Here is a 24,225-nt window from a genome sequence, read left to right as displayed (position 1 = left end):
CAAAGGAGACAACTCAGATGGTCGACGTTCTTGTAATCGGCGGAGGCAACGCCGCGCTGTGCGCCGCTTTGATGGCGCGCGAATCCGGCGCCTCGGTCCTGCTTCTCGAATCGGCGCCGCGCGAATGGCGCGGCGGAAATTCCCAGCACACGCGTAATTTGCGCTGCATGCACGACGCGCCGCAAGACGTGCTGGTCGACGCTTATCCGGAAGAGGAATATTGGCAAGACTTGCGCAAGGTAACCGGCGGCATCACGAATGAGGCGCTGGCGCGACTCGTGATCCGGGCATCGTCGACATGCCGTCCGTGGATGCGCAAGCACGGCGTGCGCTTTCAGCCGCCGCTTTCCGGTGCGCTGCATGTCGCGCGAACCAATGCGTTCTTCATGGGTGGGGGCAAGGCGCTCGTGAACGCCTACTACCGAAGCGCCGAGACGCTCGGAGTGCAAATCCGCTACGACACGCCTGTCGACGCAATCGAACTCGATGCAGACCGTTTCGTCGCGGCGCACAGCGGCGAACAACGCTTCGAAGCCCGCGCCTGTGTGCTCGCGGCTGGCGGATTTGAATCGAATCGGGAATGGCTGCGGGAAGCGTGGGGACAAAACGAGCGCGGCGAATGGCCCGCCGACAATTTCCTCATTCGCGGTACGCGCTTCAATCAGGGCGTGCTGCTCAAGCACATGATCGACTCGGGCGCCGATGCTATCGGCGATCCGTCGCAGTCGCATTGCGTTGCCATCGACGCCCGCGCGCCCCTCTATGACGGCGGCATCTGCACGCGTATCGACTGCGTGTCGCTCGGAGTCGTGGTCAATCGCGACGCGCGCCGCTTTTATGACGAAGGCGAAGACTTTTGGCCGAAACGCTATGCGATATGGGGGCGGCTGGTCGCGCAGCAACCCGACCAGATCGGCTACTCGATTATCGACGCGAAGGCGATCGGGCGTTTCATGCCACCCGTTTTCCCGGGCATGAAAGCCGATTCGATACCCGAACTGGCGCGTCAACTGGAACTGCCGGAAGCGACGTTCGTTGAGACGATCCGGGCCTACAACGCTGCCTGCCGCGCGGGAACCTTCGACCATACCGCACTCGACGACTGCCGCACTGAAGGCCTCACGCCAGCGAAAACCCACTGGGCGCGGCCCATCGATACCCCACCGTTCTCTGGTTATGCATTGCGGCCCGGCATCACGTTCACATACCTGGGACTGAAGGTAAATCACCGCGCCCAGGTTCACTTCGGCGGACGCCCAAGTGAAAACCTTTTCGTAGCGGGGGAAATGATGGCCGGCAACGTGCTCGGCCAAGGTTATACGGCGGGCGTCGGCATGTCGATTGGCACCGCGTTCGGACGCATTGCCGGCGCCCAAGCCGCCATGGCGGCCGCTCATCAAACCGGAGTTCAACGTGCAGAAGCTTGAAGCACTTGCCCGCGAAGCGCGGGAACTCGCCCCGCCGTCCGTCACGGGCCGCCACGCCGCCACCAGCGAGCCCACGACGTCGATAATCCGAGTACTTCCTCTCACGCATAACGAAGCGGAAGTCTCGCGACAGATGCAAATCTGCAACGCGTGCCGTTACTGCGAAGGATTCTGCGCGGTCTTTCCCGCGATGACACGGCGCCTCGAATTCGCCAAGGCGGACGTCAACTACCTCGCCAACCTATGCCACAACTGCGGCGCGTGCTATCACGCCTGCCAGTATGCGCCGCCACATGAGTTCGCCGTGAACGTGCCGAAGGCGATGGCCAAAGTCCGCGTCGAAACCTATGCGGAGTATGCGTGGCCTGCACCGATGGGCGCGCTCTATAAGCGCAATGGACTAACCGTCGCGCTTGCGCTCGCGATCGGACTTGCCCTCTTCCTGCTGCTTGGTATCGGCTTGAAGGGATCGCTATCCGTGGGCGCATTGGCCGGCAACTTCTACGCGATTTTCCCGCATAACCTGCTCGCGGCGATGTTCGGCGCGGTCTTCGGCTTCGCGATGCTCGCGCTCGGCGTGGGCGTGTCGCGATTCTGGCGTGACGTGTCGGCGGGAACAGCTAGCGCGCCGGCCATCGCCGAGGCCGCGAAGCACGCGCTCACCCTGACGTATCTCGACGGGGGCCATGGCGACGGCTGCAACGAGTCGAACGATGCCTTCACGCTCGCTCGGCGGCGTTTCCATCATTTGACTTTCTACGGCTTCATGCTGTGCTTTGCGGCAACCGTGGTGGCCACGTTCTATCACTATGCGCTCAAGCTGCACGCGCCTTACCCGCTTCTGAGCCTGCCCGTGCTGCTCGGCACCATCGGTGGAGCCGGGTTACTCGTTGGGCCGGCCGGTCTGCTCTGGCTCAACCTGCGTCGCGATCCGGGCCGGGGCGATCCGAAGCAGCGCCCGATGGACCGCGGATTCATCGCGCTGCTGCTGTTGACTAGCGCTTCGGGCCTCGCGCTCCTCGCATGGCGCGACACCGCTGCGATGGCCTGGCTCCTCGCTTTCCACCTCGGTGTGGTCATGGCGCTCTTCGCCACGCTGCCCTACGGCAAGTTCGCCCATGGGATCTATCGATGTGCGGCGCTCCTCAAGTCATCGATCGAAAAGCGGCAGGCCAGCCGCCTGCAACTCGGCTCGGATTGAGGTCGGTCGTAACGACCATACCTCCGATCGGCGGGGCACTCAGATAACACACCCATGGAGACAACTCATGCATCCCTCATCGCTCAACGCCGAGAATAGCGCGCACCGTCGTACCTCGAAGGTTGGCGTGGTCCTGCGCGTAACCAGTGGCAACTTCCTGGAGCAGTTCGACTTCTTCCTTTTCGGCTTCTATGCGACGTACATCTCGCGCATCTTCTTTCCGGCGACGAGCGAGTTCGCCTCGCTGATGCTCACCTTCGCGGTGTTCGGCGCGGGTTTCCTGATGCGTCCGCTGGGGGCCATCGTGCTCGGCGCATACATCGATGAAGTGGGCCGCCGCAAAGGGTTGATTGTCACACTTTCGATCATGGCGAGCGGCACGATCCTGATTGCGTGCGTACCCGGATACGCGACAATCGGACTTTTAGGCCCCGCCCTTGTGCTGCTCGGGCGCTTGCTGCAAGGGTTTTCCGCAGGCGCCGAGCTTGGCGGCGTCTCTGTCTATCTGGCGGAAATGGCGACGCCGGGACACAAGGGCTTCTATACGAGCTGGCAGTCCGCGAGCCAGCAGGTCGCAATCGTGGTCGCAGCCGCCCTCGGCTATCTGCTCAATGACCTGTTGACGGCCAGCGAAATCGGCGCATGGGGATGGCGGATTCCATTCTTCGTCGGTTGTGCGATCGTGCCGGTTATTTTTCTGCTGCGACGCACGCTGCAGGAAACCGATGAATTCAAGGCGCGCACCCACCATCCGCGTGCACGCGAAGTATTCGCCACAATGCTGCAAAATTGGCGAACGGTGCTCGCGGGCATGCTCCTCGTTGCCATGACCACCACCACGTTCTACCTCATCACGGTCTATACGCCGACCTTCGGCAAAGCTGTGCTAAAGCTCACCACTGCCGATAGCCTGATCGTTACGCTCTGCGTGGGCCTCTCGAACTTCGTCTGGTTGCCGATCGGTGGCGCGCTTTCGGACCGCATCGGGCGCAAGCCGATTCTCATTGCCATCACCGTGCTCGCCATCTGCACCTCGTATCCGGCGCTCGCCTGGCTGTCATCTGCGCCGAGTTTCGGCCGCATGCTCATCGTGCTGCTGTGGCTCTCGTTTTTCTTCGGCATGTACAACGGCGCAATGGTCGCAGCGCTCACTGAAGTCATGCCCGCCCAAGTCCGCGTGGCTGGATTCTCGCTCGCGTTCAGTCTCGCAACCGCCGTTTTTGGCGGCTTCACGCCCGCCGTATCGACGTATCTTATCCAACTCACGGGTGACAGGGCCGCGCCCGGCTACTGGCTGAGTATGGCTGCCGTATGTGGGCTCGTCGCGACCTTGGCGCTGTATCGCCGGAAGGGCGCGGCCGCGAGGCCAGCATCGCTTGCCTGAACCTTGCTGCGTCAGCCGCCGCACGCGCGCCCGCCGCTTCCATGCGTTCACGCGTTGCGGCGCTTCTTCCGTACCAGCAAGCCTGCGACCGCAACCGTTGCAGGAGCGATTTTTGCTGCGTCCGCGTCTGAGTGGCCCGTAGTTCAATGAGCACTCTGAGCGGAGGCGACAATGATGACGATGACATCAGGCGTACGATTAGCGTCGGCAGTTTTATTAGCGATCAGTCTCGTCGGGTGCGGTGGTGGCGATCTGGCCAGTACGGACGCCGGCACGTTGGGAGCCTCTGCGAAGGCATCAGTCGCCAGTATCCCCAATGCCGACGCGTCCAGGATCATTAAACTTCAGCGCTTTCAGATCGATCCGGCGAAGGTCTTTGTCGCGGGTATTTCGTCAGGCGGTTTCGCGGCCGTGCAGATGCACGTTGCTCACTCTTCCACCTTCAAAGGCGCCGCTGTGTACGCTGGCGGAGTGTACTGGTGTGCTGGCGCCGGAGGAGCCGCGAGCGCTTTGGCAAACTGCGGCGGCTTGACGCTTCCGACGAATCAGGCGTCGTACAACAGCACGCTTGCCGCATCCGAGGCGTATCTGGATGCGCAATCGTTCCTTGGCACAATCGACCCGGCAACGAACCTGAGTGGGCAACCTGTCTACCTGTGGTCCGGCACGCAAGACGAGGTCGTCAATCCGCGTGAGATGGCTGACCTCAATTCGGAATACCAGCGCTATGGGGCCCATGTTCATTTCGACAATACATACCCCGCCGAGCACGGCTGGGAATCGCCCGATGGCGAACTTGATTGCGGCACCCTCGGAAGTCCCTACATGGTGCGCTGCTCGGCAAATGGCGCAGTCTACGACTCAGTCCAAACGTGGCTGACGATGTTCATCGGCCCATTAAAACCGCGCAACAACGGGAAGCTGTCGGGTACGCTGTCTTCATTCGATCAAACGGAGTTTGGGGCGTCTTCCAACCTTTCCATGGGTTCGACGGGGAGCGTTTTCGTTCCCAAAGCGTGCGCGCAAGGGAAAACGTGCGGATTCGTGCTCGCCCTTCATGGCTGTCTGCAGGAGGCGTCACTCATCGGAAACCGCTGGGTCACCGAGGCCGGCATCAATGAATGGGCCGATACAAATGAACTGGTGGTCGTGTATCCCGACACGATTGCGTCGTCTGCGCCAGGGCCGACGAATCCGAATGCATGCTTCGACTGGTGGGGTTACTCCAATCAATACGATCCGAACTACGCCCTCAAGAGCGGCCTGCAGATGTCGGTGCTCTACGCGATGGTGCGGCGCGTGACTGGCCGACCGTAGGATCGTGCCTGGATGAGAGTAACGTGCGCGCCCCTCCTTGCGCGATGCTTGAGGAAGCCTTGCCATCTAACCGGCGCGTTCAGACGCTTGTCTCACTCGCGGCGTTGCACCCGTGAAATCGCGCGCACTCGTTACCGTGCAACTGTGCTTCGCTCGCGTCGGTTAGCGCTTTGCATGGGTTTGGTCATATACAACCGCGCTCACTCGAGGCTGAACGCCAATACGCTGGAATGACGCGCGGGCAAGTGCCCGAACCCGATCGGCTTCAAGGATGACGTGGGCGACCTCGAGAGCATGGGGCGCACCGCACTCACGAGACATCATGGCGATAAGCCATACAGCGGACCCGGCGGATGTCGCGCCACCCGCGCGCGTTCGCTGCGTCATCGACGGGCGCGCAACTCATGGCATTTCATGCATGCCTCTCATGAAGCACGCGGGCTCGTTGATGGAGCCCGCTTCGATTGCGGTGCGGCCGCTCCGTTCAAACGCTCAACGCAGACAGCCGCTCGACGATTTCATCGAACGACGGCCGCATCTCGACGCGCTCGTCGAAACATTCTTCGATCAGCGCATGGAATCCAGCGGCGAGATCATCGGCCTCGGGGGCCGAGCGTTGCGCGAGTTCTTCGAGCAGGCAGCCGAACGCTCGCACCTCGATCCTCTCGAGTGCCGACGCCATTGCGCGATTGCCGATATCGTGAAGGGACGCCGCACCGAAGTCGCCGAGCAAAACATGCCCCGCGCCGTCATGCAGGATGTTGTGCGCGTAGAGGTCGCCATGCATGATCCCGCGCCGATGCAGATGCTGCGCCGCCGATGCAATCCCGCGCGCGATCTGCAACGCAACCGGCCGGTCGAACAGTACATCGGCCGCATAGACGTCCCGTGTACACGAGTCGAAGTCAGGAGGCCCGGCGAGATTGCCGAACGACGGATGGATCAGATTCATCACGAGGCCATGCTCGTCGAGCGGATGACGGGTGATCTTGCCGAGCACCGGAATGAGATTCGGGTGCTGGCCAGCGTGCAGGCACGCCGCCATTTCCAGCTCCGGCAAACCGTCGCTCGTCACCGCGCCCTTGAAGAGCTTGACGGCCACCGCCTCGAGCGGATGCCCGTCTCTCAGAAGACGCGTCGCGCGATGCGTCACGCCGGATGCGCCCTCCCCGAGCGTTTGTCCAAGCGCAAGCGTATGCCAGTCGATTTCAGACGCCGGCGCACCGGCCAGCGCCTGCTCGCGCGCGGCGTTCAGTGGATTGCCCGCGTAGGCGAGCCACGCAAGGCGCGGCAGGTGCAACAGCCAGTCGGGCAAGGCGTCGAGCCGGTTCGCCGAAATACGCAGCAGTTCGAGGCGGCTGCAAGCGGCCATTGTCTCGGGCAGCGAACGCAGCCGGTTGCCGGCAAGCATCAGCTTCTGCAAATTCGGACGCTCGCCGATCTCCGCGGGCAACGCTTCAATGTCGTTATCGGTCAGGATCAGCCAGCGCAATAGAGCCGGCAGCGCTCGCCCCGAGACGTCCCGGATTCGATTCGCCTTGAAACCGACCATGCTCAGCGACACGCAATCGCCGAGCACGGCCGGCAACTCGGTGAACTGGTTATTCGAGGCGAACAGGATGCGCAGGCGACGCAGCCTCGGTAAGTCATCAGGCAGCGATGTGAGCGCATTGCCTGACAGGTCGAGTACTTCCAGGGTATCGGCAAGATCGAAGATCTCGCGTGGCATTTCGGTCAGCCCGCAAGCGAGCTTGATCTGTCGCGCACCGGCGAGTTGCCCGTCACGCAGTTCTTCGAGAGTAGCAGTGTTCACGTGTCGATAGTCAGAAAATGGCAAGAGGTCGCAAACGGTCAGTGCAGCATCGCTCGATCCACGCGGGACACGAAGCGCTGCTCGCAGAGTTGATGGCGATGCGCGCCGCCAGCGTGCAACACCTCTCCCTGCATTCCAGACGCAATCATCGACCCATTACGGAAACGCTGCAAGAACTCGCCAGCGGGGTCCTTCCACACTTTCATTCGAACGATCAGACGTTGACGCACCTAACGTGATTCTGGCATCCGTACAAGAGATCGACGGATGCGATCGACCCGCGTGGTAACGACTGCCAGACCGCCAGCCGCCTCATCGCGGTACCGATCGAGCGCGAGGTCGAGCGCGCACTTTACATCCGTCGCACCGGCATTTTCGTGCCGGAATCATCCCGCTACACTCGAAGGTCACGCGCGCAGCAATTCGACCTGCCTCGCCGAGAGCATCGGAATGACGCGCTCGACAACCAGTTGCTGATCGTGAGGCGAGTTGCGATGCCCGTCGATCGCTGTGCTGTCGCGCGAGTGCGAAGCTATTGCGAGATTTTCTGCTCGAACATGCGCACGGTAGTAGCGCGTAAGACAACGGGTCGAAGCCCACGATTTGTCCGCCGCTCAAGTCCCGTTACACCGGCAGACAGAATGCCGAAACGGAGTACTGCAACTGCCGTGTCTGATCTTCAAGGGCTTGCGCGGCTGCCGCAACCTGCTCGACGAGCGCCGCGTTTTGCTGGGTAACCTCGTCGATCTGCGAGACGGCCTGTGTAATCTCGCCAATGTTCGAAGATTGCTCCCGCGATGCGTTCGCGATCTCTCCGACGAACTCCGTCACGCGGCGCACATCGGAAAATATATTCGACATGCTGCCGCCCGCCTTCGACACCAGCTCGGAACCCTGGCGAACCAGTTGGCCCGAAGATTCGATCAAGTCCCTGATTTCTTTGGCCGCGCTCGACGAACGTTGCGCCAGGGTGCGCACTTCTCCCGCCACCACGGCGAACCCCTTGCCCTGCTCGCCTGCCCGCGCAGCTTCAACCGCCGCGTTGAGGACGAGAATGTTCGTCTGGAACGCGATGCCTTCTATCATGGCGATGATGTCTGCCATGTTCTCGGAGCGCACGCGTATATCCGCCATGATGGTCGTTACGCCGCGCATCGTCTGCTGGCCATTGTCAGCGGACATCATGGCGATATTCGCCACCTGGCTTGCCTCGTGTGCGCTGTCGGCATTGAGCTTCACGCCACCCGATATCTCGCCCATGCCCGCGGCCGTCTCCTGCAGGGAGGCGGCCTGCTCTTCCGTGCGCGCGGAGAGATTGACGTTTCCGGCCGAGATCTCCCGTGCTGCCAGCCCGATCGACTCGCTACCGCTTCGTACCGCCTTGACGGTCTCAACCAGACCCTGACGCATGTCTTCCAGACTTTGCAGCAGGAGCCCCATCTCGTCGCGCGATTTCATTTCAATCCGTTGCGACAGATCGCCGCGCGCGACTTTACCGATTTGCTCGAGTGCCGTCTTCAACGGCGCACCGATTGCGCGCCTGATGTTGAGGTATGCCAGCAACGCCGGGCCAAGTCCGGCAACCAATGCCAGAACGGTCACGACCCGGAACGTCGAAAATACGCGCTCCGAATGCCGATATTCGTTCGACGTCGATTGCGTGCGGTGGTCGTTGAGTTGATCGCAACTCTTCTGGAACTCCACGAACATGCGAAAGCCCGCGTCCGATACGTCGATGGTTTGTTGCTTATCCCTGGCTGCGATAGCCGCCGTGAGCTTATCGTAGATATCTTCCACAGCTGTCATCTTCGACCCGACCGCTTCAGCAAGCTGACTCTCTTCTGATGATTTCGGCAATGACGCGTAGCGTCCCCACGAATCATGTGCATGCGTCTTCATCGGGCCAGCCAGGTCCAGCAGACTTCTCACCTTCTGTTCATCCTCGAGCAGCATCGCGCGATCCAGCGTCACGCGTTGCCGCAACACATACGTCATCGTGTCGCCGATCGCGATGGCGCCGGGCAAGCGCTCGCCATAGCTGACACGCCCGACTTCGTTGCTCGACGTCATGCCGACGAGACCAAGCACGCCGACAACCAGAAGACGAAAAGACAGCACAGCCATCGCAATGGCTATGCGAGTTTTGATCGAAAAACTTGCAATCACGAACGCTTGGACCCGAGGACGAGGGATGGCGCGACCATGCAACGGTGATGCACCGCACTGGCATGTTCGCGCACGGAGAGAGGCGGACGGTATGCCAAGAAAGCCGGACGGCTTTGTACACTAACCATCGATTAACCCACCATCGCCGAACACGATGGCACATGCGCCTGTTTTTCCGGCCGTCGCCAGAACATGCTCATCACCCGCCGGGCAATCGCGCTTGGTCGGATACGCGGAAACGCTCGCATACGAGTATGTCGTTCTTCGGCGCAGCATGCACCTGCATTTCCGGACGCTGACGGCGGCAAGCGCGGCGGTCAGAACTTTGCGCGAAGATCGAAAGACCAGCGGGGCTTTGCGCCAGTCACGACAGGGCTGCAGTGCGGCGCAATGCGCGCCGCAACGCCTGGCAGCCGGATTCACGATGTCTGGATTACTGCGGCCAGCTCAGCGCCGGAGAATAGTGACGAACGGCGCCGCGTGCATTGTCGCTTCACGCTTTCCCTGCGTCAGTCATCGTCTGCGCTTCGCGGCGCAACGCCCAAACGCTCGAACAGGCGCAAACGCAGAACGCATGGCGTCGCGGGTCAGAGTTTATCGAGCGTAATGGGTAGTTCCCGAACGCGCTTGCCAGTTGCATGCCAGATGGCATTTGCGACGGCGGCGGCTACGCCCACGACGCCAATTTCGCCGACACCCTTCACCCCCAGTGGATTGACGATATCGTCGTGCTCGTTCACGAAGATCACCTCGATGTCGCGAATGTCGGCATTGACGGGAACATGATAGTCGGCCAGGTTGTGGTTCATCGGCCGCCCAAGTTCATGATCGAACTGGCCGTACTCGTGCAGGGCCATGCTGATGCCCCATACCGCGCCACCTGCGATCTGGTTGCCCGCCGTCTTGGGATTGACGATACGTCCGGCAGCCACCGCGCTCACGATGCGCGTCACCCGGATCGTGCCGAGCGCCTCATCGACGCGCACCTCCGCAAATACGGCCGAGTGCGTGCCCATCGAATAAGCCTCCTGTTTGTCATGCGGCGTGACGGTGACCTGGGCGTCGAGCGTGTCGATACCCGCACGCGTGAAAAGATCCGCCAGAGGCAGACGCTGCGGTACCACGTCGAATCGAACATCGGTTCCTTCGATCCGCACGTCCTCACCAGACTGCTCCGCGAATGCAGCGTCGTGCTGACGGGCGAGGACCGCGAGCTTTGCCTTCAACCGCGTGCATGCCGCATGGACGGCGCTGCCGACCGACGACACGGTCCACGAACCGCCTTCAACGGGCGCCCGTGGAAGCCGTGTATCGCCGAGCCGGAACTCGACTTGTTCCAGGGGCAGTCCGAGCGCGTCGGCTGCGAGTTGCGTCATGACTGTGTAAGTACCTGTACCGATATCGGCGGTAGCGCTCGACACAACAACCCGTCCATCGGCCGACAATTCGGCACGCGCCGAGGCTTCATTCTGCATCGCGTCCCAGACACCCGTTGCCATGCCCCAGCCAATGAGTTCGTGCCCCTTGCGAAGCGAGCGTGGCGCGAGCGGCCGGCTTTGCCATCCGAAGCGCGCTGCGCCCTGCTCATAGCACTCCCGCAATGCCTTGCTGGAAAACGGAAGGTTCTTGTTGCCGTCGCGCTGCGCATAGTTGACGAGCCGCAGTTGCAGGGGATCGACATTGAGCGCCTCTGCGAGTTCATCCATCGCTACTTCGAGAGGAAACAGTCCTTGTGCTGCGCCGGGTGCACGCATATCCGACGGGGTTGGCAAGTCGAGTTTGCTGACCATATAGCCCAGGCGGACGTTGTCACATGCATAGAGCTGTCCCGCCCAGTTCACGACGACGTCGCAATAGTCTTCGTACCGCGATGTCTCCGATACGGCCTCATGGATGACGGCCCGTAGCTTCCCGTCGTGGTCCGCGCCGAGCGCGACACGTTGCACGCTCATGGGACGATGCGAGAAGGTGAACATTTGCTGACGTGTCAGAACAACCCGCACAGGTCGCTTCAGATCGCGCGCGGCCATCACGGCGAGCGGCAAATGATATTGTGGTCGCAGGCCGGAGCCGAACGCACCGCCGACAAAATGCGATATCACGTCGACATCTTCGTGCGCAAGTCCGAATGCATTGATCAGGTACTGCCTGGTGTTCGCCACACCTTGAGTTTTTTCATAGACGGTCAGCTTGCCGCGTGCGTCGGGCACCACCGTGCATCCGTGCATTTCCATCGGATTGTGGTATTCGGCGGGCGTCGAGTAGAAGTGGTCGACTTTCACGGGTGCCTTGTCGAGAGCCGCATGCGCATCGCCACGCGGTGCCGGCGGTGGATCGAAGCCGCCTTTCTCCTGTGAGGGTGGATAAGCGTCCGCGAGCGCTTCATTCAGGTCCGTGCGATGCGGCGAGCGCTCATAGTCGACCTGGACGAGCGATGCGGCATGGCGCGCAAGCTCAAGGCTTTCCGCGACAACGAGCGCGACGGGCTGCCCGCTATACCACACGCGATCGTCCCACAGCGGCACGAACGGCATGCCGCCTGGCGCGACCCGGTCTTTCCATGCACCGTCAAAGACGGGTAGCTGCGGCCGGTTCTTATGTGTGAGCACGAGCAGCACGCCCGCCAGTTCAAGGGCCGCCGACGCATCGATCGCCAGGACGCGCCCGCTGGCAATCCGGCTTGACACGACAAAACCGTATACGAGGCCATCTGCGTGGAAATCCGCCGCATAACGCGCGGCTCCCGTGACCTTGAGCTTCCCGTCCACGCGATTGACGGACGTGCCGCTTGTCATACGCCTGATTTCACTGTGACCGTTCATGGCTGAACCTCGCTCTGCGCGCCAAGGTCGCGCTGGCTCGCTTGTTGGAACGCGCGCATGATGGCGCGAGTCGTCAGTTCGATTTTGAACGCGTTATGGCGATATCCGTGCGCGTCGCGCACGACTTCGTTTGCGAAATCGCGCACCGATTGCGGTGTGAGCGGCTTGCCGCGCAGCATGTCCTCAGCGTCCCGATCTCGCCATGGCTTGTGCGCTACGCCGCCCAGCGCACACCGCACTTCGCGCACGACATTGCCCTCGAGCGCGAGGCCTACGGCCACCGCGACGAGCGCAAACGCATACGATGCCCGATCGCGCACCTTCAGATAAGCGTGATGTGACGCAAAGCCTTCATTCGGCAGTTCAACCGACGTGATCAGTTCATGGTCACCCAGATTGGTGTCGATATGCGGCGTGTCATCAGGCAAGCGGTGAAACTGCGCGAAGGGCAATGCACGTTCGCCCTGCGGTCCGCTCACGTGCACCACTGCATCGAGAGCGGCCAGCGCGACGCACAGATCCGACGGGTGCACGGCAATGCACTGTTCGCTTGCGCCGAAGATCGCATGCATACGGTTCACGCCCGCTATTGCCGGGCAGCCCGTGCCGGGCTCGCGCTTGTTGCACGGGGTGCCTGTGTCATAGAAATAAACGCAACGCGTGCGTTGCAGCAGATTGCCGCCGATCGTCGCGACATTCCTGATTTGCGGCGACGCTCCCGACAGTATCGATTCGGCCACGAGCGGATAGCGACGCATGATCTCGGGATGATAGGCAACGGCTGAGTTGGTGGCGAGGGCCCCGATTTTCAGCCCGCCCTCCGCTGTCTCCTGGATATCCCGCAGCGGCAGGCGGCGGATATCGATAATCTTCTCGGGGCGCGCGACGCCCTCCTTGACGAGATCGACCAGATTGGTGCCGCCGGCAAGAAAAGCCGTGCCCGTCGAGCGGTGTGCGGCCACGGCCTGCGCGACGTCGGCTGCCCTGTCGTATGAGAAGCGGTTCATCGCCCACCTCCTTTGCCGCCTGCGTTCGACACTGCGTCGTTATACGGGCGGCCGATCGCACTGTCGTGGCCCGGTTGCCTGTCCAGGTCCGCGACGTCGAGCACCGCCTGTACGATGTTCACGTAAGCACCGCAGCGACACAGATTTCCGCTCATCTGTTCGCGAATGTCGTCGGCGCAGTGCACATGCCCTTCCTCCAGCATGCCGACCGCCGAGCAGATCTGTCCGGGGGTGCAGTAGCCGCATTGAAACGCATCGCGATCGATGAATGCCTGCTGCAGCGGATGCAATGTTTCATCGCCCGCCAGCCCCTCGATCGTTGTAATCTTCGAGCGATCGTACGAAACGGCAAGCGCGAGGCACGTGTTGATACGTTGTCCATCGACGAGCGCGGTACACGCGCCGCATTGACCGTGATCGCAACCCTTCTTGGTTCCCGTCAGTCGACAACATTCGCGCAGCAGGTCGAGCAGCGTCGTCCATGGTTCGATGTCGAGTTGACGAATCTCGCCATTGATGTCGAGCGTGATCGCGATGCGTTGCCCTTCACGAGCAGCTACGTCGAGCGCAGCCGGGGCGTCGGTACTCGTCATGGTCGCCTCCTGGTGGAAACTCTGTGCTGAGCATCCGCCATGCCCCGTGACGCGCGGCCACCGACATAGGGGACCATTTCGCGTGCCGCATGGGCCTTGCGCGGCGACCCGGCGCGAACGATCAGGCGAGCGGGAGGCATGGCAGACCGCGCTACAAGCCCGCCCGTGCAAGCCCGACATTCGAAGGCAGCACCGCAGGAGCCGGGACGCCGTCGCCCATCAGAGAGCGCGTTTCGCGCTTCGCTTGCGGGGCTTCTTCAGGGCTGGATCCGGCACGATCCGCGCCATCTTCTCCATCAGCTCGTCGTGCTCCTCGCGCAGCACTTCGATGAATGCGGACGCCAGCCGCTCGCGCGGGCGGTGCGGCGGGAACAGCAGATACATCGGAAACATCACCGCCGGCGAGAACGGCCGGATCGCGATGTCCGGCCCGGCGAAGTCCAGTGCCACGCCTGGATGCGCGAGCGTCACGCCCATGCCGCAGCGCACCAGCTCGCAGCAGATCGCCGTGTATTGCGCCTCGATTGCCAGCTTGCGTTCGACGCCTGCACGCAGAAACACCTCGTCCATCTGCGCGCGCGTGCCGTCGCCGTGACACAGAGAGATAAACGACTCGCCTTCGAGATCGGCAGGCTTGATGACATCCTTCGAAGCAAGCCGGTGCGCTGCGGGCATCACGCACACGGCGGCGACCTTCGACAGCATTTCGACATCGCAATTCGATGCCTCGCTGATGTACACCGCCACACCCAGATCGCAGAACTGCGACGCCGTCCAGTGATTCACCGTGCCCGACGTGTTGACATGCAACGACACGGTCACATCGGGATGCAGCGCCTGAAAACGCTTGATCGCATGCGGCACGAGTGTGAGACCCGCTGAAGGCATCGCCGCGATGCGCAGACGTCCGCTGCCCAGATTGCGGATTTGCGCAGCGGCATTCGTGAGCCCCTGCAAGCCGACATACGCGCGCTCCACTTCGCGGAAAAACGCCGTGCCCTCGCTGGTCGGAATCAGCCGCACGCCGCTTCGCTGGAACAGCAGCAAGCCGGTCTCGCGCTCGAGCTGCGAGATCAGACGGCTCACGTTCGGTTGCGACGTGAAAAGCGCTTTGGCCGCCGCCGTCATCGACCCGGCCACCATCACGGCCCGAAATGCCTCGACATGTTTCAGGTTCATCGGTTTCAACCCATATCAGCCATGTATGGATTGCTATTTTATTCGTATTGGACGATATGACCATTACGGCACAGACTGTGATGCATGGACACGCCACCAGAGCGTCCATTCCCACACTGACTGGAGATCGCCGTCATGCAAGAATCGCTGCGCCGCCGTTGCCGTTCTACGCTCCACGCTCTCGCCTCCGCACTGTCCGTCGTCTGTCTGACCGCTCCCTTGCACGCCCACGCCGAAACCACGCTATATGTCGCGAACGTCGGCGGCTCGAACGAGCAGTTGTACCGGCAGAAAGTCATTCCGCCGTTCGAGAAAGCGCATGACGTGAAGATCGTCTATGTGGCGGGCAATTCAAGCGATACGCTCGCGAAGCTGCAGGCGCAGAAAGGCCATCAACAGATCAACGTTGCGGTGATGGACGACGGCCCGATGTATCAGGCGATGCAGCTTGGCCTGTGCGCGAAGGTCGAGGATGCGCCCGTGATGAAAGACGTCTATCCGCTCGCGCGGCTCGGCCCGACGGCCGTCGGCGTCGGCATGGTGGCGACGGGCATCGGCTATAACGAAGAGGCGTTCAAAAAGCTCGGCCTGCCCGCGCCCGATTCATGGCAGGCGCTCACCGACAAGCGCCTGAAGGGCAAACTCGGCGTGCCACCCATCACCAACACGTATGGACTGCATACGCTCGTGATGCTCGCGCGTCTGAACGGCGGCGGCGAAAAGAACATCGATCCAGGCTTCAACGCGATGACGAAACAGGTCGCACCCGACGTGCTGTCGTGGGCGCCGACGCCCGGCGAGATGGACGGTTTGATGCAGGCCGGCGACGTCATCCTCGCGCCGTATGGCAGCGGCCGCGCCGTTGCGTTGCAAAACACGGGCTTTCCGCTCAAGTTCGTGTATCCGAAGGAAGGCGGCGTCGCGCTGCAGGTGGCAGCCTGCGCGCTCGCCGAGAATGCACAGCCCAAGCTCTCGCAGGAGTTCATCCAGTATCTGCTGAGCCCCGAAGTGCAGGCGATGCAGGCGCAGGCAATCGGACTCGGCCCCGTCAACAAGACCGTCAAGCTGACGCCCGAGGTCGCGGCGCGCGTGCCGTACGGTCCGGAACAGGTGAGCAAGCTGACTGCAATGGACTGGGCCACGATCAACCAGCATCGCACCGAATGGACGGAGCGCTGGAACCGCTCGGTCGAACGCTGAGCGGCGCAACAGCTTCATAGCCGCTTCATAGCAGCTTCATAGCAGCTTTATAGCCGCTTCAGCCGCTTCACAGTTCCTACGCCCGACTCCGCACAGGACCGACGCCATGACCTTTCTCACCCTGCAAGGCATCTCGAAGCGCTACGGCGATTTCACTGCCGTCGAGCATCTCGATCTGTCCGTCGAACGCGGCGAGTTCCTGTCGCTGCTCGGGCCGTCCGGCTGCGGCAAGACGACCACCCTGCAGATGATCGCCGGCTTCGTCGCGCCGAGCGCAGGCCGCATCACGCTCGCCGGACGGGACATCACGCACGAGCGTCCCGAAAAGCGCGGCATGGGCGTCGTGTTCCAGAGCTATGCGCTGTTTCCGCATATGACGGTGGCGGGCAACGTCGGCTTCGGCCTCGAAATGCGCAACATGAAGCGTGATGAGCGCGCAGTGCGCATCGCCGAAGCGCTCGATCTGGTTCGGCTCAAAGGGCTGGACGGGCGTTATCCGAAAGAACTGTCGGGAGGGCAGCGCCAGCGTGTCGCGATTGCGCGGGCGCTGGCGATGCGCCCCGACCTGCTGCTGCTCGATGAACCGATGTCGAATCTCGACGCGAAGCTGCGCGAGGAAATGCACATCGAACTGCGCGCGATCCAGAAGCGACTCGGCATCACGACGATCCTCGTCACGCACGACCAGGTCGAAGCGATGACGATGAGCGACCGCATCGCCGTGCTGCACAAGGGGCGCATCGCGCAGCTGAGCACGCCGTTCGATGCGTATGAGCGCCCTGCCACGCCGTTCGCGTCGACCTTCCTCGGCCGCACCAACACGTTGCCGGGCGAAGTGCGCGCGCGCAATCCGCGCTGCGCGGTGGTCGACGTGGCGGGCACCACGCTGCATGTGCCGCACGAAGGCCGCGACGTGGAAGGCGCGGTGCACGTCTATATCCGTCCCGAGAAGGTGCGCCTCGCCAATGGCGATGCACGCATGCATGGACGCGTGGCGAACCGCGTGTTCATCGGCAACCAGTGGCTGCTCGAAGTCGATACGGCGCTCGGCAAGCTGCATGTTGCGCAGCCGAATTACGGCGCGCCGCCGCCCGGCGAAGGCCATGAAGTCGGCCTCTCGTTCACCGACGACGACTTGCGCGTGCTGACCCGGGAGAGCGCCCATGGCAACGCTTGACGACTCGCGCACAGGCAGCGCGCCGTGGTTGCTGTCGTCGCCCGCGCTGCTGCTGTTCGGCGCCCTGCTGTTCGTGCCGCTCGTGCTGACCCTGCTGCTGTCGTTCCGCGTATTCAGCGACGTGGCGGGCGTCGAGGCCGCCTACACGCTCAAGAACTACGCCGAAGTGCTGACCGATCCGTACTACGGCGAAATCTTCCTGCGCACAGCGGGCCTCGCGCTGGCCGTGACGGTGCTGAGCGTGCTGCTCGGCGTGCCCGAGACAATCGTGCTCGCGCGCATGAAGCGGCCCTGGCAGTCGTTGTGTCTGTTGATCGTGCTCGGCCCGCTACTGATCTCGGTGGTCGTGCGCACGCTTGGCTGGCAGATTCTGCTCGGCAACAACGGCGTGCTGAACAACGCGCTGCAGGCCATGCACATCACGTCCGAGCCGATCCGCCTCGTCTTCACGATGACAGGCATGATCATCGCGCTCACGCATGTGCTGGTGCCGTTCATGGTGATGTCGGTGTGGGCGACGCTGCAAAAGCTCGATCCGCAAGTCGAATGGGCCGGACTGTCGCTGGGCGGCTCGCCGCTGCGCGTGTTCCGCCGCGTGGTGCTGCCGCAAATCCTGCCCGGCGTGCTGTCGGGTTCGATCATCGTGTTCGCGCTGTCGGCGTCGGCGTTTGCGACGCCTGCGCTGATCGGCGGGCGCCGTCTGAAAGTGGTTGCCACGGCCGCCTACGACGAATTTCTCGGCACGCTGAACTGGCCGCTCGGCGCGAGCATTGCCGTGCTGCTGCTGATCGCGAACGTCGCGATCGTGATGGGTTGCAGCCGTCTCGCCGAACGCCGTTTCAAGCATATTTTCGAGTGACGCCATGAAACAGAACGGATTCTGGGGCCTGCTGTTCAACGCGCTGTTCCTGACTTTCATCCTCGCGCCGCTCGTCGTCGTGATGCTGGTCGCGTTCACCGACAAGGGCTTCATCTCGATGCCCTTCGACGGCGCGTCGCTGCGCTGGTTTCGCGCGATTCTCGAGAACGGTGACATCGTGTCGGCGTTCTGGCTTTCCGTGCGGCTGGCATTCGCGGCGGCGACCATCGGCGTCGCGCTCGCCGTGCCCGCTGCGCTGGCGATTGCGCGCTACCGCTTCACGGGCCGCGCCGCGCTGACGAGCTTCTTTCTCTCGCCGATGATGATTCCCGCCGTCGTGCTCGGCATCGCGTTCCTGCGCTTTCTGTCGCTGCTGCATCTGAGCGGCTCGTTCTGGGCGCTGGTCGCGACGCACGTGATCATCGTGCTGCCGTATGCGCTGCGCCTCGCATTGTCGTCGGCGGTCGGGCTCGACCGCGATGCCGAACGCGCGGCGCTGTCGTGCGGCGCGAGCCGCTTCACCGCATTTCGCCGCGTCGTGCTGCCGATGATCCGCACGGGCGTCGCGGGCGGCTGGGTGCTGTCGTTCATCCAGAGCTTCGACGAACTGACGATGACCATTTTCGTCGCGACACCCGGCACGACCACGCTGCCCGTCGCCATGTACAACCAGATCGCGCAGACCATCGATCCCCTCGTCGCTTCCGTGTCGGCGGTGCTGATCGTCGGCACGGTTCTGCTGATGGTGCTGCTCGACCGCATGGTCGGACTGGACCGCATCCTGATTGGAGAAGCTCGATGATTCGTCACGCTTGCGCCACACCCGACGTGCTCGTGCTGGGCGGCGGGCTGGTCGGTTCCGCCGTCGCCTGGGGCCTTGCGCGCGAAGGCGCAAAGGTCACTGTGCTCGACCAGGACGACGGCGCGTTCCGCGCGTCGCGCGGCAACTTCGGGCTGGTCTGGATTCAGGGCAAAGGCTATGGACTGTCGCCGTATGCGCGCTGGTCGCGCAGCTCCGCGACGCGCTGGCCCGCGCTCGCCGATGCGCTGCTCGCCGAAACGGGCATCGACGTCGCGCTGCGCCAGCCGGGCGGCTTCCACTTCTTTTTCTCCGAAGCTGAAATCGCCCAGCGCGCGAAGCGTCTCGGCGCCTTGCAGCGTGAACTGGGCGACTACCCGTATCAACTGCTCGATGCACGCGAGGTGCGCGAGCGTATCCCTGAAATCGGCCCGGACGTGATCGGCGCGAGCTACACGCCGATGGACGGCCACGTCAATCCGCTCAAGCTGCTGCGCGCGTTGCATACGGGCATGCAACAGCGCGGCGTGAAGCTCGTGAACAACGAGGAAGCGCTGCGCATCACACCAGAAAACAGCGGCTTCGCGGTGCAAGGCAAGCGCGGCATCTATCGCGCGGCGCGCGTGGTGCTCGCCGCCGGGCTCGGCAATCGCGTGCTCGCGCCGCATGTCGGCCTGCATGCGCCCGTTGCGCCGAACCGCGGCCAGGTGCTGATCAGCGAGCGCGTCGCGCCGTTCCTGCGCTATCCGACGCTCAACGTGCGGCAAACCGACGAAGGCACGCTGCAATTCGGCGATTCGATGGAAGAAGTCGGCTTCGACGATTTCACCACCACGCCCGTGCTGTCCGACATCGCGCGGCGCGGCGTGCGCGCCTTTCCGCTGCTGAAGAACGTGCGGCTGGTGCGCACGTGGGCCGCGCTGCGGGTCTACAGCCCGGACGGATTCCCCATCTACGACGAATCCGCGCGTCACCCCGGCGCGTTCGTCGTCACCTGCCATAGCGGCGTGACGCTGGCCGCCGCGCACGCGCTGCGCATTGCGCCGTGGATCGCCGGCGGTGCGATGCCCAGCGAGATCCCGGCGCTGTCGGGCACGCGCTTTCTCGACTCCCCTGCTCTCATTTCCGCTCACTGATTCCGACATGACTTCCACACCGCTCTTCAAGGCCCTGCCGGGCGCCGATGCGCCCGTCGACATCTGGTTCAACGATCAGCCGCTGCGCGTGCCAGGCGGCCGGTCGGTGGCGGCCGCGCTGCTCGCTGCCGGCATCGCGCGGTTTCGTGCGACACCTGTCTCCGGTGCGCCGCGCGCGCCGTATTGCATGATGGGCGCGTGCTTCGAGTGTCTCGTCGAGATCGACGGCGTGCCGAGCCGGCAAAGCTGCATGGTGACAGTGCGCGCCGGCATGCGCATCCGCTCGCAAGAAGGCGCGCGCGATCTGCCGCCCATCGATGTTTCACTGGAGGATGCTCATGCCCGCTGATTACGCACCGGAAACCGTGTCGGGTTTCCCTTCGGAAGCCGTCGATGTCGTCGTGGTGGGCGCCGGTCCCGCCGGCATGAGCGCGGCGGCGCGCGCCGCGCGCGCGGGTCTGTCCGTGGTGCTGCTCGACGAGCAGGACGCCGTCGGCGGGCAGATTTATCGGGCGATCGGCCGCGCCGATGCGCGCCGCAAGGAGATTCTCGGCCCCGACTATGCAGCGGGCGCATCGCTCGCCGACGCGTTCGCGCGCTCCGGCGCACGGCATGTCGCGCATGCGTCCGTGTGGCAGGCGACGCGCGAGCGCGCCGTGCACTATCTGAAGGACGGCAAGGTCGGCAGCTTCGACGCACGCCGCGTGATTCTGGCCACGGGCGCGCTGGAAAGGCCGTTTCCGATTCCCGGCTGGACGCTGCCCGGCGTGCTGACGGCAGGCGCCGCGCAGATCCTGCTGAAAAGCGCGGGCGAGGTGCCCGCCGAGCCGCCCGTGCTGGCGGGCTGCGGTCCGCTGCTCTATCTGCTCGGCTGGCAATACGTGCGTGCCGGCGTGCCGATCCGCGCACTGGTCGACACCACGCGTCACGAAGACCGCTGGCGCGCGAAGAAACATCTGCTGTCGGCGTTGCGCGCCTGGCCGTTCCTGAGCAAGGGCCTGCAACTGATCCGCACGCTGCGCGCCGCGGGCGTGCCCATCTACGAAGCCGCCGACGATCTGCGCGTCGAGTCGAAGCAGGATGCTCAAGGTGTCGAGCGTGCAGCCGCGCTGAGCTTCACGACGCAAGGCCGTGCGCACCGGATCGACGCGAACGTGATCCTGCTGCATCAGGGCGTCGTGCCGAATACGCAGTTCACGCTGTCGTTGCGCGCGCAACACCATTGGGACGCCGCGCAGCTATGCTTCGCACCCACCACCGACGCATGGGGCGAACTCGACGTGCCGGGCATCTTCGTCGCAGGCGACGGCGGGGGTATCGGCGGTGCGCTGGCGGCGGCCGAACAGGGCGCGCTCGCCGCGCTGCAGGCGGCCAGTCAACTCGGCGCAATCGATGCCGCCACCTGCGAGCGCGAAGCCGCGACGCACCGCCGCGCGCTGGAGAGCGTGATGCGCATCCGTCCGTTCCTGGACAGCCTGTACCGCCCGCGCGACACGAACCGTATTCCGCGCGACGACGTGGTCGTGTGCCGCTGCGAGGAAGTGACGGCGGGCGACGTGCGCGGTTTCGTCGAACTCGGCTGCCTCGGCCCGAACCAGGCGAAGTCGTTCGGACGCTGCGGGATGGGGCCGTGTCAGGGGCGCATGTGCGGGCTGACCGTCACCGAAATCATCGCCGACGCGCGCAAGGTGCCGCCGGAAGAAGTCGGCTATTACCGCATCCGTCCGCCCATCAAGCCGCTGACGCTAGGAGAACTCGCCGGTGAATGACGCTGCCCTGTCCTCTTCCAGCGCCGTGCGCGAAGCCGACGTGCTGGTCATCGGCGGCGGGCTGCACGGCTCGAGCAGCGCGTTCCACCTGGCCGCGCGCGGCGCGAGCGTGACCGTGCTCGAAGCCGACTACGTCGCGCGGCATTCGTCGGGCGTCAATGCGGGCGGCGTGCGCACGCTCGGCCGGCCGCTGCCCGAGATTCCGCTCGCGCTGATGTCGCGTGAAATCTGGCACAGCCTGCGCGAGACGATCGGCGACGATGGCGGCTTCGTGCCGTCCGGCCAACTGAAGATCGCGGAAACGAAAGCCGAACTCGACGAGTGCCGCGCCCGCGTGGCGCAACTCGAAGCACACGGCTTCACGCACGAAAAGCTGATCGACCGCGCGAGCGTGCTCGAACTCGAGCCGGCGCTTGCCCGGCACGTGACGGGCGGCATCTGGGTCGAGCGCGACGGCTATGCGCTGCCGTTCAAGACCACCACCGCCTTCCGGCTCGCCGCGCAACGGCATGGTGCGGCGTTTTTCGAAGGCACGCCCGTCACCCGCATCGAACAGCGCGGCACGCGCTGGTTCGCGCAGACGCCGCGCGGCGAGTTCAGCGCGGAAAAACTCGTCGTCACGGCGGGCGCGTGGGCGGGACAACTGGCCGAACAGGCGGGTGAACGCGTGCCTGTGCATCCGGAAGGGCTGATGCTGATGGTCACGCATCGCGTCGCGCCGTTCTGCCGCGCGACGCTGGGTGCAACCGGGCGTCCGTTGTCGTTCAAGCAGTTCGACAACGGCACCGTCGTGATCGGCGGCAAGCTGATCGGTATCGCCGATCTGCACGGCCGGCATGGCGAAGTCGATTTTGCGCGGCTCGTGCGCAGCGCCAATACCGTCATCGATCTCTTCCCGCATTTGCGGCATCTCGGTGTGAACCGCGCGTGGGCGGGCGTCGAAGCATTCACCGACGATGCACTGCCCGTGATCTCGCCAAGCCGCTGCGCGTCGAATCTCGTCTATTCGTTCGGCTATTGCGGCAGCGGTTTCCAGCTCGGACCGGCTTGCGGGCGGCTCGTGTCCGAACTCGTGCTCGACGGCAAGGCTTCACTGCCGCTCGATGACTTCGCAATCGACCGTTTTACGCGCCAGCGCGTGCCGCAGCAGACAGCCGGCGCCGACGCGCACTGATCACACCCCCGCGCCGCCCGGCGCGCCTTCCTGTACTCAAACCTTAGGAGCAAAGCAAGATGTCCGACATCGTGAGAATCGAAACGAATCAGCGTATGAGCCGCGTCGTGAAGGCGGCGGGACTCGTGTTCATCGGCGGCCAGACGTCGAACGATCATGCGCCCGATGTGAAAACCCAGACTGCGAGCGTGCTGGCGAAGATCGACGGCTTTCTGGAAAAGGCGGGCATCGACAAGACGCGCCTCGTGTCGGCCCAGGTGTGGCTCGCGAATATCGAGCGCGATTTTGCGGGCATGAACAGCGTGTGGGACGCGTGGGTTACGCCGGGCTGCGCGCCGACTCGCGCGACCGTCGAAGCGAAGCTCGCCGCGCCGGAACTGCTGGTCGAAATCGCCGTCGTCGCGCTGGCGTAACGGCGGCTTCGCGACGAGCCGTTTTTAAGGCGGCACCGAAAACTATACTTCGGCCTGCTATTCGATTTTCGTGCCCACCTGCGCCCAGAGCCGGGTTCTATGACAAGTGAGCGGCATTCCTGTATTCGCGCAACGGATCGCCGAAAGCGTCCGAGAGGTGTCGCAAGATGCTCCTCCTAGCGCCGCCACAGGCGAACCGGTTACATACGAACACATGCAAGTACAGCGGCTTGTTAAGTCACTTTCCCTGATCACATTGCCAGTCACACCAGAACCCCTTCGCACAGGTATGACATATAAGACTAAGGTTTACTATGAATCTCGTCTGAGGCCTCGTACTCTGGTTTGAGCGGCCGGATGCGGCGGGGCTCCAGTGGTCCGGGTGTCCGACGAAATCGAGCCAAGCCACGGCTCCGGAAGCAGGAAGGTCGGGAATCATCCCGCCCCGTTGCCGGACCCTTCGAGGCACATCATGAAAAAGCGCAGTCTGTCGTGTGCAATGGCGAGCACGCTCTTGCTCGCAAACGTCGCCGCCGCCCAGCAGTACCCGATGCTCGACGCCGTCGCGAACAGGATCGTGCAGAAATACCAGCAGTCGAGCTGCGAGCAACTGTGGCAGGAGCGCGCCGAGAAAAAGGGCCGCCCGAAGCCGGAAGGCGAGCAGATGGCGGTCCAGGCGATGCACAACGACCCGCAGATGCGCGCCGTGTTCATCGACCGCGTGGCGGCGCCGATCGCCAACAAGATGTTCGAATGCGGGATGATCCCCTGATCGTCGCCGGGCGTGAC

At 63.5% G+C, this 24,225-nt stretch carries 20 protein-coding genes; 14 read left to right on the top strand and 6 right to left on the bottom strand.

Annotation, left to right across the window (positions count from 1 at the left end):
* Positions 1-17 precede the first annotated feature (17 nt).
* The 4 genes from tcuA (at position 18) to H3V53_RS03050 (ending at position 5,329) form a co-directional block, all read left to right on the top strand.
* Positions 18-1,427, top strand: coding sequence for an FAD-dependent tricarballylate dehydrogenase TcuA (gene tcuA, locus H3V53_RS03065; RefSeq protein ID WP_336596661.1), 1,410 nt, complete (start codon positions 18-20; stop codon positions 1,425-1,427).
* Positions 1,414-2,628, top strand: a complete 1,215-nt coding sequence (gene tcuB / locus H3V53_RS03060; protein WP_336596660.1) for a tricarballylate utilization 4Fe-4S protein TcuB — start codon at positions 1,414-1,416, stop codon at positions 2,626-2,628. The genes tcuA and tcuB overlap by 14 nt, the downstream gene beginning before the upstream one ends.
* Positions 2,629-2,695: 67 nt before the next feature.
* Positions 2,696-4,012 carry an MFS transporter gene (gene tcuC, locus H3V53_RS03055; RefSeq protein ID WP_336596765.1) on the top strand — a complete coding sequence of 439 codons (1,317 nt, stop codon included), beginning with the start codon at positions 2,696-2,698 and terminating at the stop codon, positions 4,010-4,012.
* Positions 4,013-4,183: 171 nt separating this feature from the next.
* On the top strand, positions 4,184-5,329 hold the full coding sequence (locus H3V53_RS03050) for an extracellular catalytic domain type 2 short-chain-length polyhydroxyalkanoate depolymerase (protein ID WP_336596659.1): 1,146 nt from the start codon (positions 4,184-4,186) through the stop codon (positions 5,327-5,329).
* A gap of 484 nt (positions 5,330-5,813) precedes the next feature.
* Here H3V53_RS03050 and H3V53_RS03045 read toward each other — a convergent pair whose 3' ends face one another.
* The 6 genes from H3V53_RS03045 to H3V53_RS03020 form a co-directional block, all read right to left on the bottom strand.
* Positions 5,814-7,142 (bottom strand): protein kinase, encoded by a 1,329-nt coding sequence (locus tag H3V53_RS03045; RefSeq protein ID WP_336596658.1) that lies wholly within the window; start codon positions 7,140-7,142, stop codon positions 5,814-5,816.
* 624 nt (positions 7,143-7,766) lie between these two features.
* Positions 7,767-9,350 (bottom strand): methyl-accepting chemotaxis protein, encoded by a 1,584-nt coding sequence (locus H3V53_RS03040; protein ID WP_336596657.1) that lies wholly within the window; start codon positions 9,348-9,350, stop codon positions 7,767-7,769.
* A gap of 545 nt (positions 9,351-9,895) precedes the next feature.
* Positions 9,896-12,130: a xanthine dehydrogenase family protein molybdopterin-binding subunit gene (locus tag H3V53_RS03035; protein WP_336596656.1), complete on the bottom strand. Its 2,235-nt coding sequence runs from the start codon at positions 12,128-12,130 to the stop codon at positions 9,896-9,898.
* Entirely contained in the window at positions 12,127-13,137 is a 1,011-nt protein-coding gene (locus tag H3V53_RS03030; RefSeq protein WP_336596655.1) for an FAD binding domain-containing protein, read from the bottom strand. The genes H3V53_RS03035 and H3V53_RS03030 overlap by 4 nt, the downstream gene beginning before the upstream one ends.
* Positions 13,134-13,730, bottom strand: coding sequence for a (2Fe-2S)-binding protein (locus tag H3V53_RS03025; RefSeq protein ID WP_336596654.1), 597 nt, complete (start codon positions 13,728-13,730; stop codon positions 13,134-13,136). Before H3V53_RS03025 ends, H3V53_RS03030 begins: the two co-directional genes overlap by 4 nt.
* Positions 13,731-13,949: 219 nt before the next feature.
* A complete protein-coding gene (locus H3V53_RS03020; RefSeq protein WP_336596653.1) occupies positions 13,950-14,909 on the bottom strand; it encodes a LysR substrate-binding domain-containing protein in 960 nt (319 codons plus the stop codon).
* A 135-nt stretch (positions 14,910-15,044) separates the two neighbouring features.
* Here H3V53_RS03020 and H3V53_RS03015 point away from each other — a divergent pair, with 135 nt between their 5' ends.
* From H3V53_RS03015 to H3V53_RS02970, 10 genes are all read left to right on the top strand, one after another.
* Positions 15,045-16,109, top strand: coding sequence for an ABC transporter substrate-binding protein (locus H3V53_RS03015; RefSeq protein ID WP_336596652.1), 1,065 nt, complete (start codon positions 15,045-15,047; stop codon positions 16,107-16,109).
* A gap of 106 nt (positions 16,110-16,215) precedes the next feature.
* Positions 16,216-17,286, top strand: coding sequence for an ABC transporter ATP-binding protein (locus H3V53_RS03010; RefSeq protein WP_336596651.1), 1,071 nt, complete (start codon positions 16,216-16,218; stop codon positions 17,284-17,286).
* Positions 17,273-18,145: an ABC transporter permease gene (locus H3V53_RS03005; protein ID WP_336596650.1), complete on the top strand. Its 873-nt coding sequence runs from the start codon at positions 17,273-17,275 to the stop codon at positions 18,143-18,145. Before H3V53_RS03010 ends, H3V53_RS03005 begins: the two co-directional genes overlap by 14 nt.
* Before the next feature lie 4 nt (positions 18,146-18,149).
* Complete coding sequence (locus H3V53_RS03000) at positions 18,150-18,947, top strand: ABC transporter permease subunit (RefSeq protein WP_054921997.1); 798 nt, start codon at positions 18,150-18,152, stop codon at positions 18,945-18,947.
* Positions 18,944-20,080: an NAD(P)/FAD-dependent oxidoreductase gene (locus tag H3V53_RS02995; protein ID WP_336596649.1), complete on the top strand. Its 1,137-nt coding sequence runs from the start codon at positions 18,944-18,946 to the stop codon at positions 20,078-20,080. The genes H3V53_RS03000 and H3V53_RS02995 overlap by 4 nt, the downstream gene beginning before the upstream one ends.
* A 7-nt stretch (positions 20,081-20,087) precedes the next feature.
* Positions 20,088-20,429 (top strand): (2Fe-2S)-binding protein, encoded by a 342-nt coding sequence (locus H3V53_RS02990; protein WP_336596648.1) that lies wholly within the window; start codon positions 20,088-20,090, stop codon positions 20,427-20,429.
* Entirely contained in the window at positions 20,419-21,849 is a 1,431-nt protein-coding gene (locus H3V53_RS02985; RefSeq protein ID WP_336596647.1) for an FAD/NAD(P)-dependent oxidoreductase, read from the top strand. The genes H3V53_RS02990 and H3V53_RS02985 overlap by 11 nt, the downstream gene beginning before the upstream one ends.
* Positions 21,842-23,023, top strand: a complete 1,182-nt coding sequence (locus tag H3V53_RS02980; protein WP_336596646.1) for an NAD(P)/FAD-dependent oxidoreductase — start codon at positions 21,842-21,844, stop codon at positions 23,021-23,023. Before H3V53_RS02985 ends, H3V53_RS02980 begins: the two co-directional genes overlap by 8 nt.
* A 59-nt stretch (positions 23,024-23,082) precedes the next feature.
* Complete coding sequence (locus H3V53_RS02975; RefSeq protein WP_336596645.1) at positions 23,083-23,436, top strand: RidA family protein; 354 nt, start codon at positions 23,083-23,085, stop codon at positions 23,434-23,436.
* A gap of 472 nt (positions 23,437-23,908) precedes the next feature.
* Positions 23,909-24,208 (top strand): hypothetical protein, encoded by a 300-nt coding sequence (locus tag H3V53_RS02970; protein ID WP_336596644.1) that lies wholly within the window; start codon positions 23,909-23,911, stop codon positions 24,206-24,208.
* Positions 24,209-24,225 lie beyond the last annotated feature (17 nt).

It is taken from the genome of Paraburkholderia bengalensis, assembly GCF_037126505.1.
GTDB lineage: Bacteria > Pseudomonadota > Gammaproteobacteria > Burkholderiales > Burkholderiaceae > Paraburkholderia > Paraburkholderia bengalensis.
The sequence above is the reverse complement of the archived record's forward strand: the minus strand, read 5'-3'. Positions and strand labels throughout refer to the sequence as shown.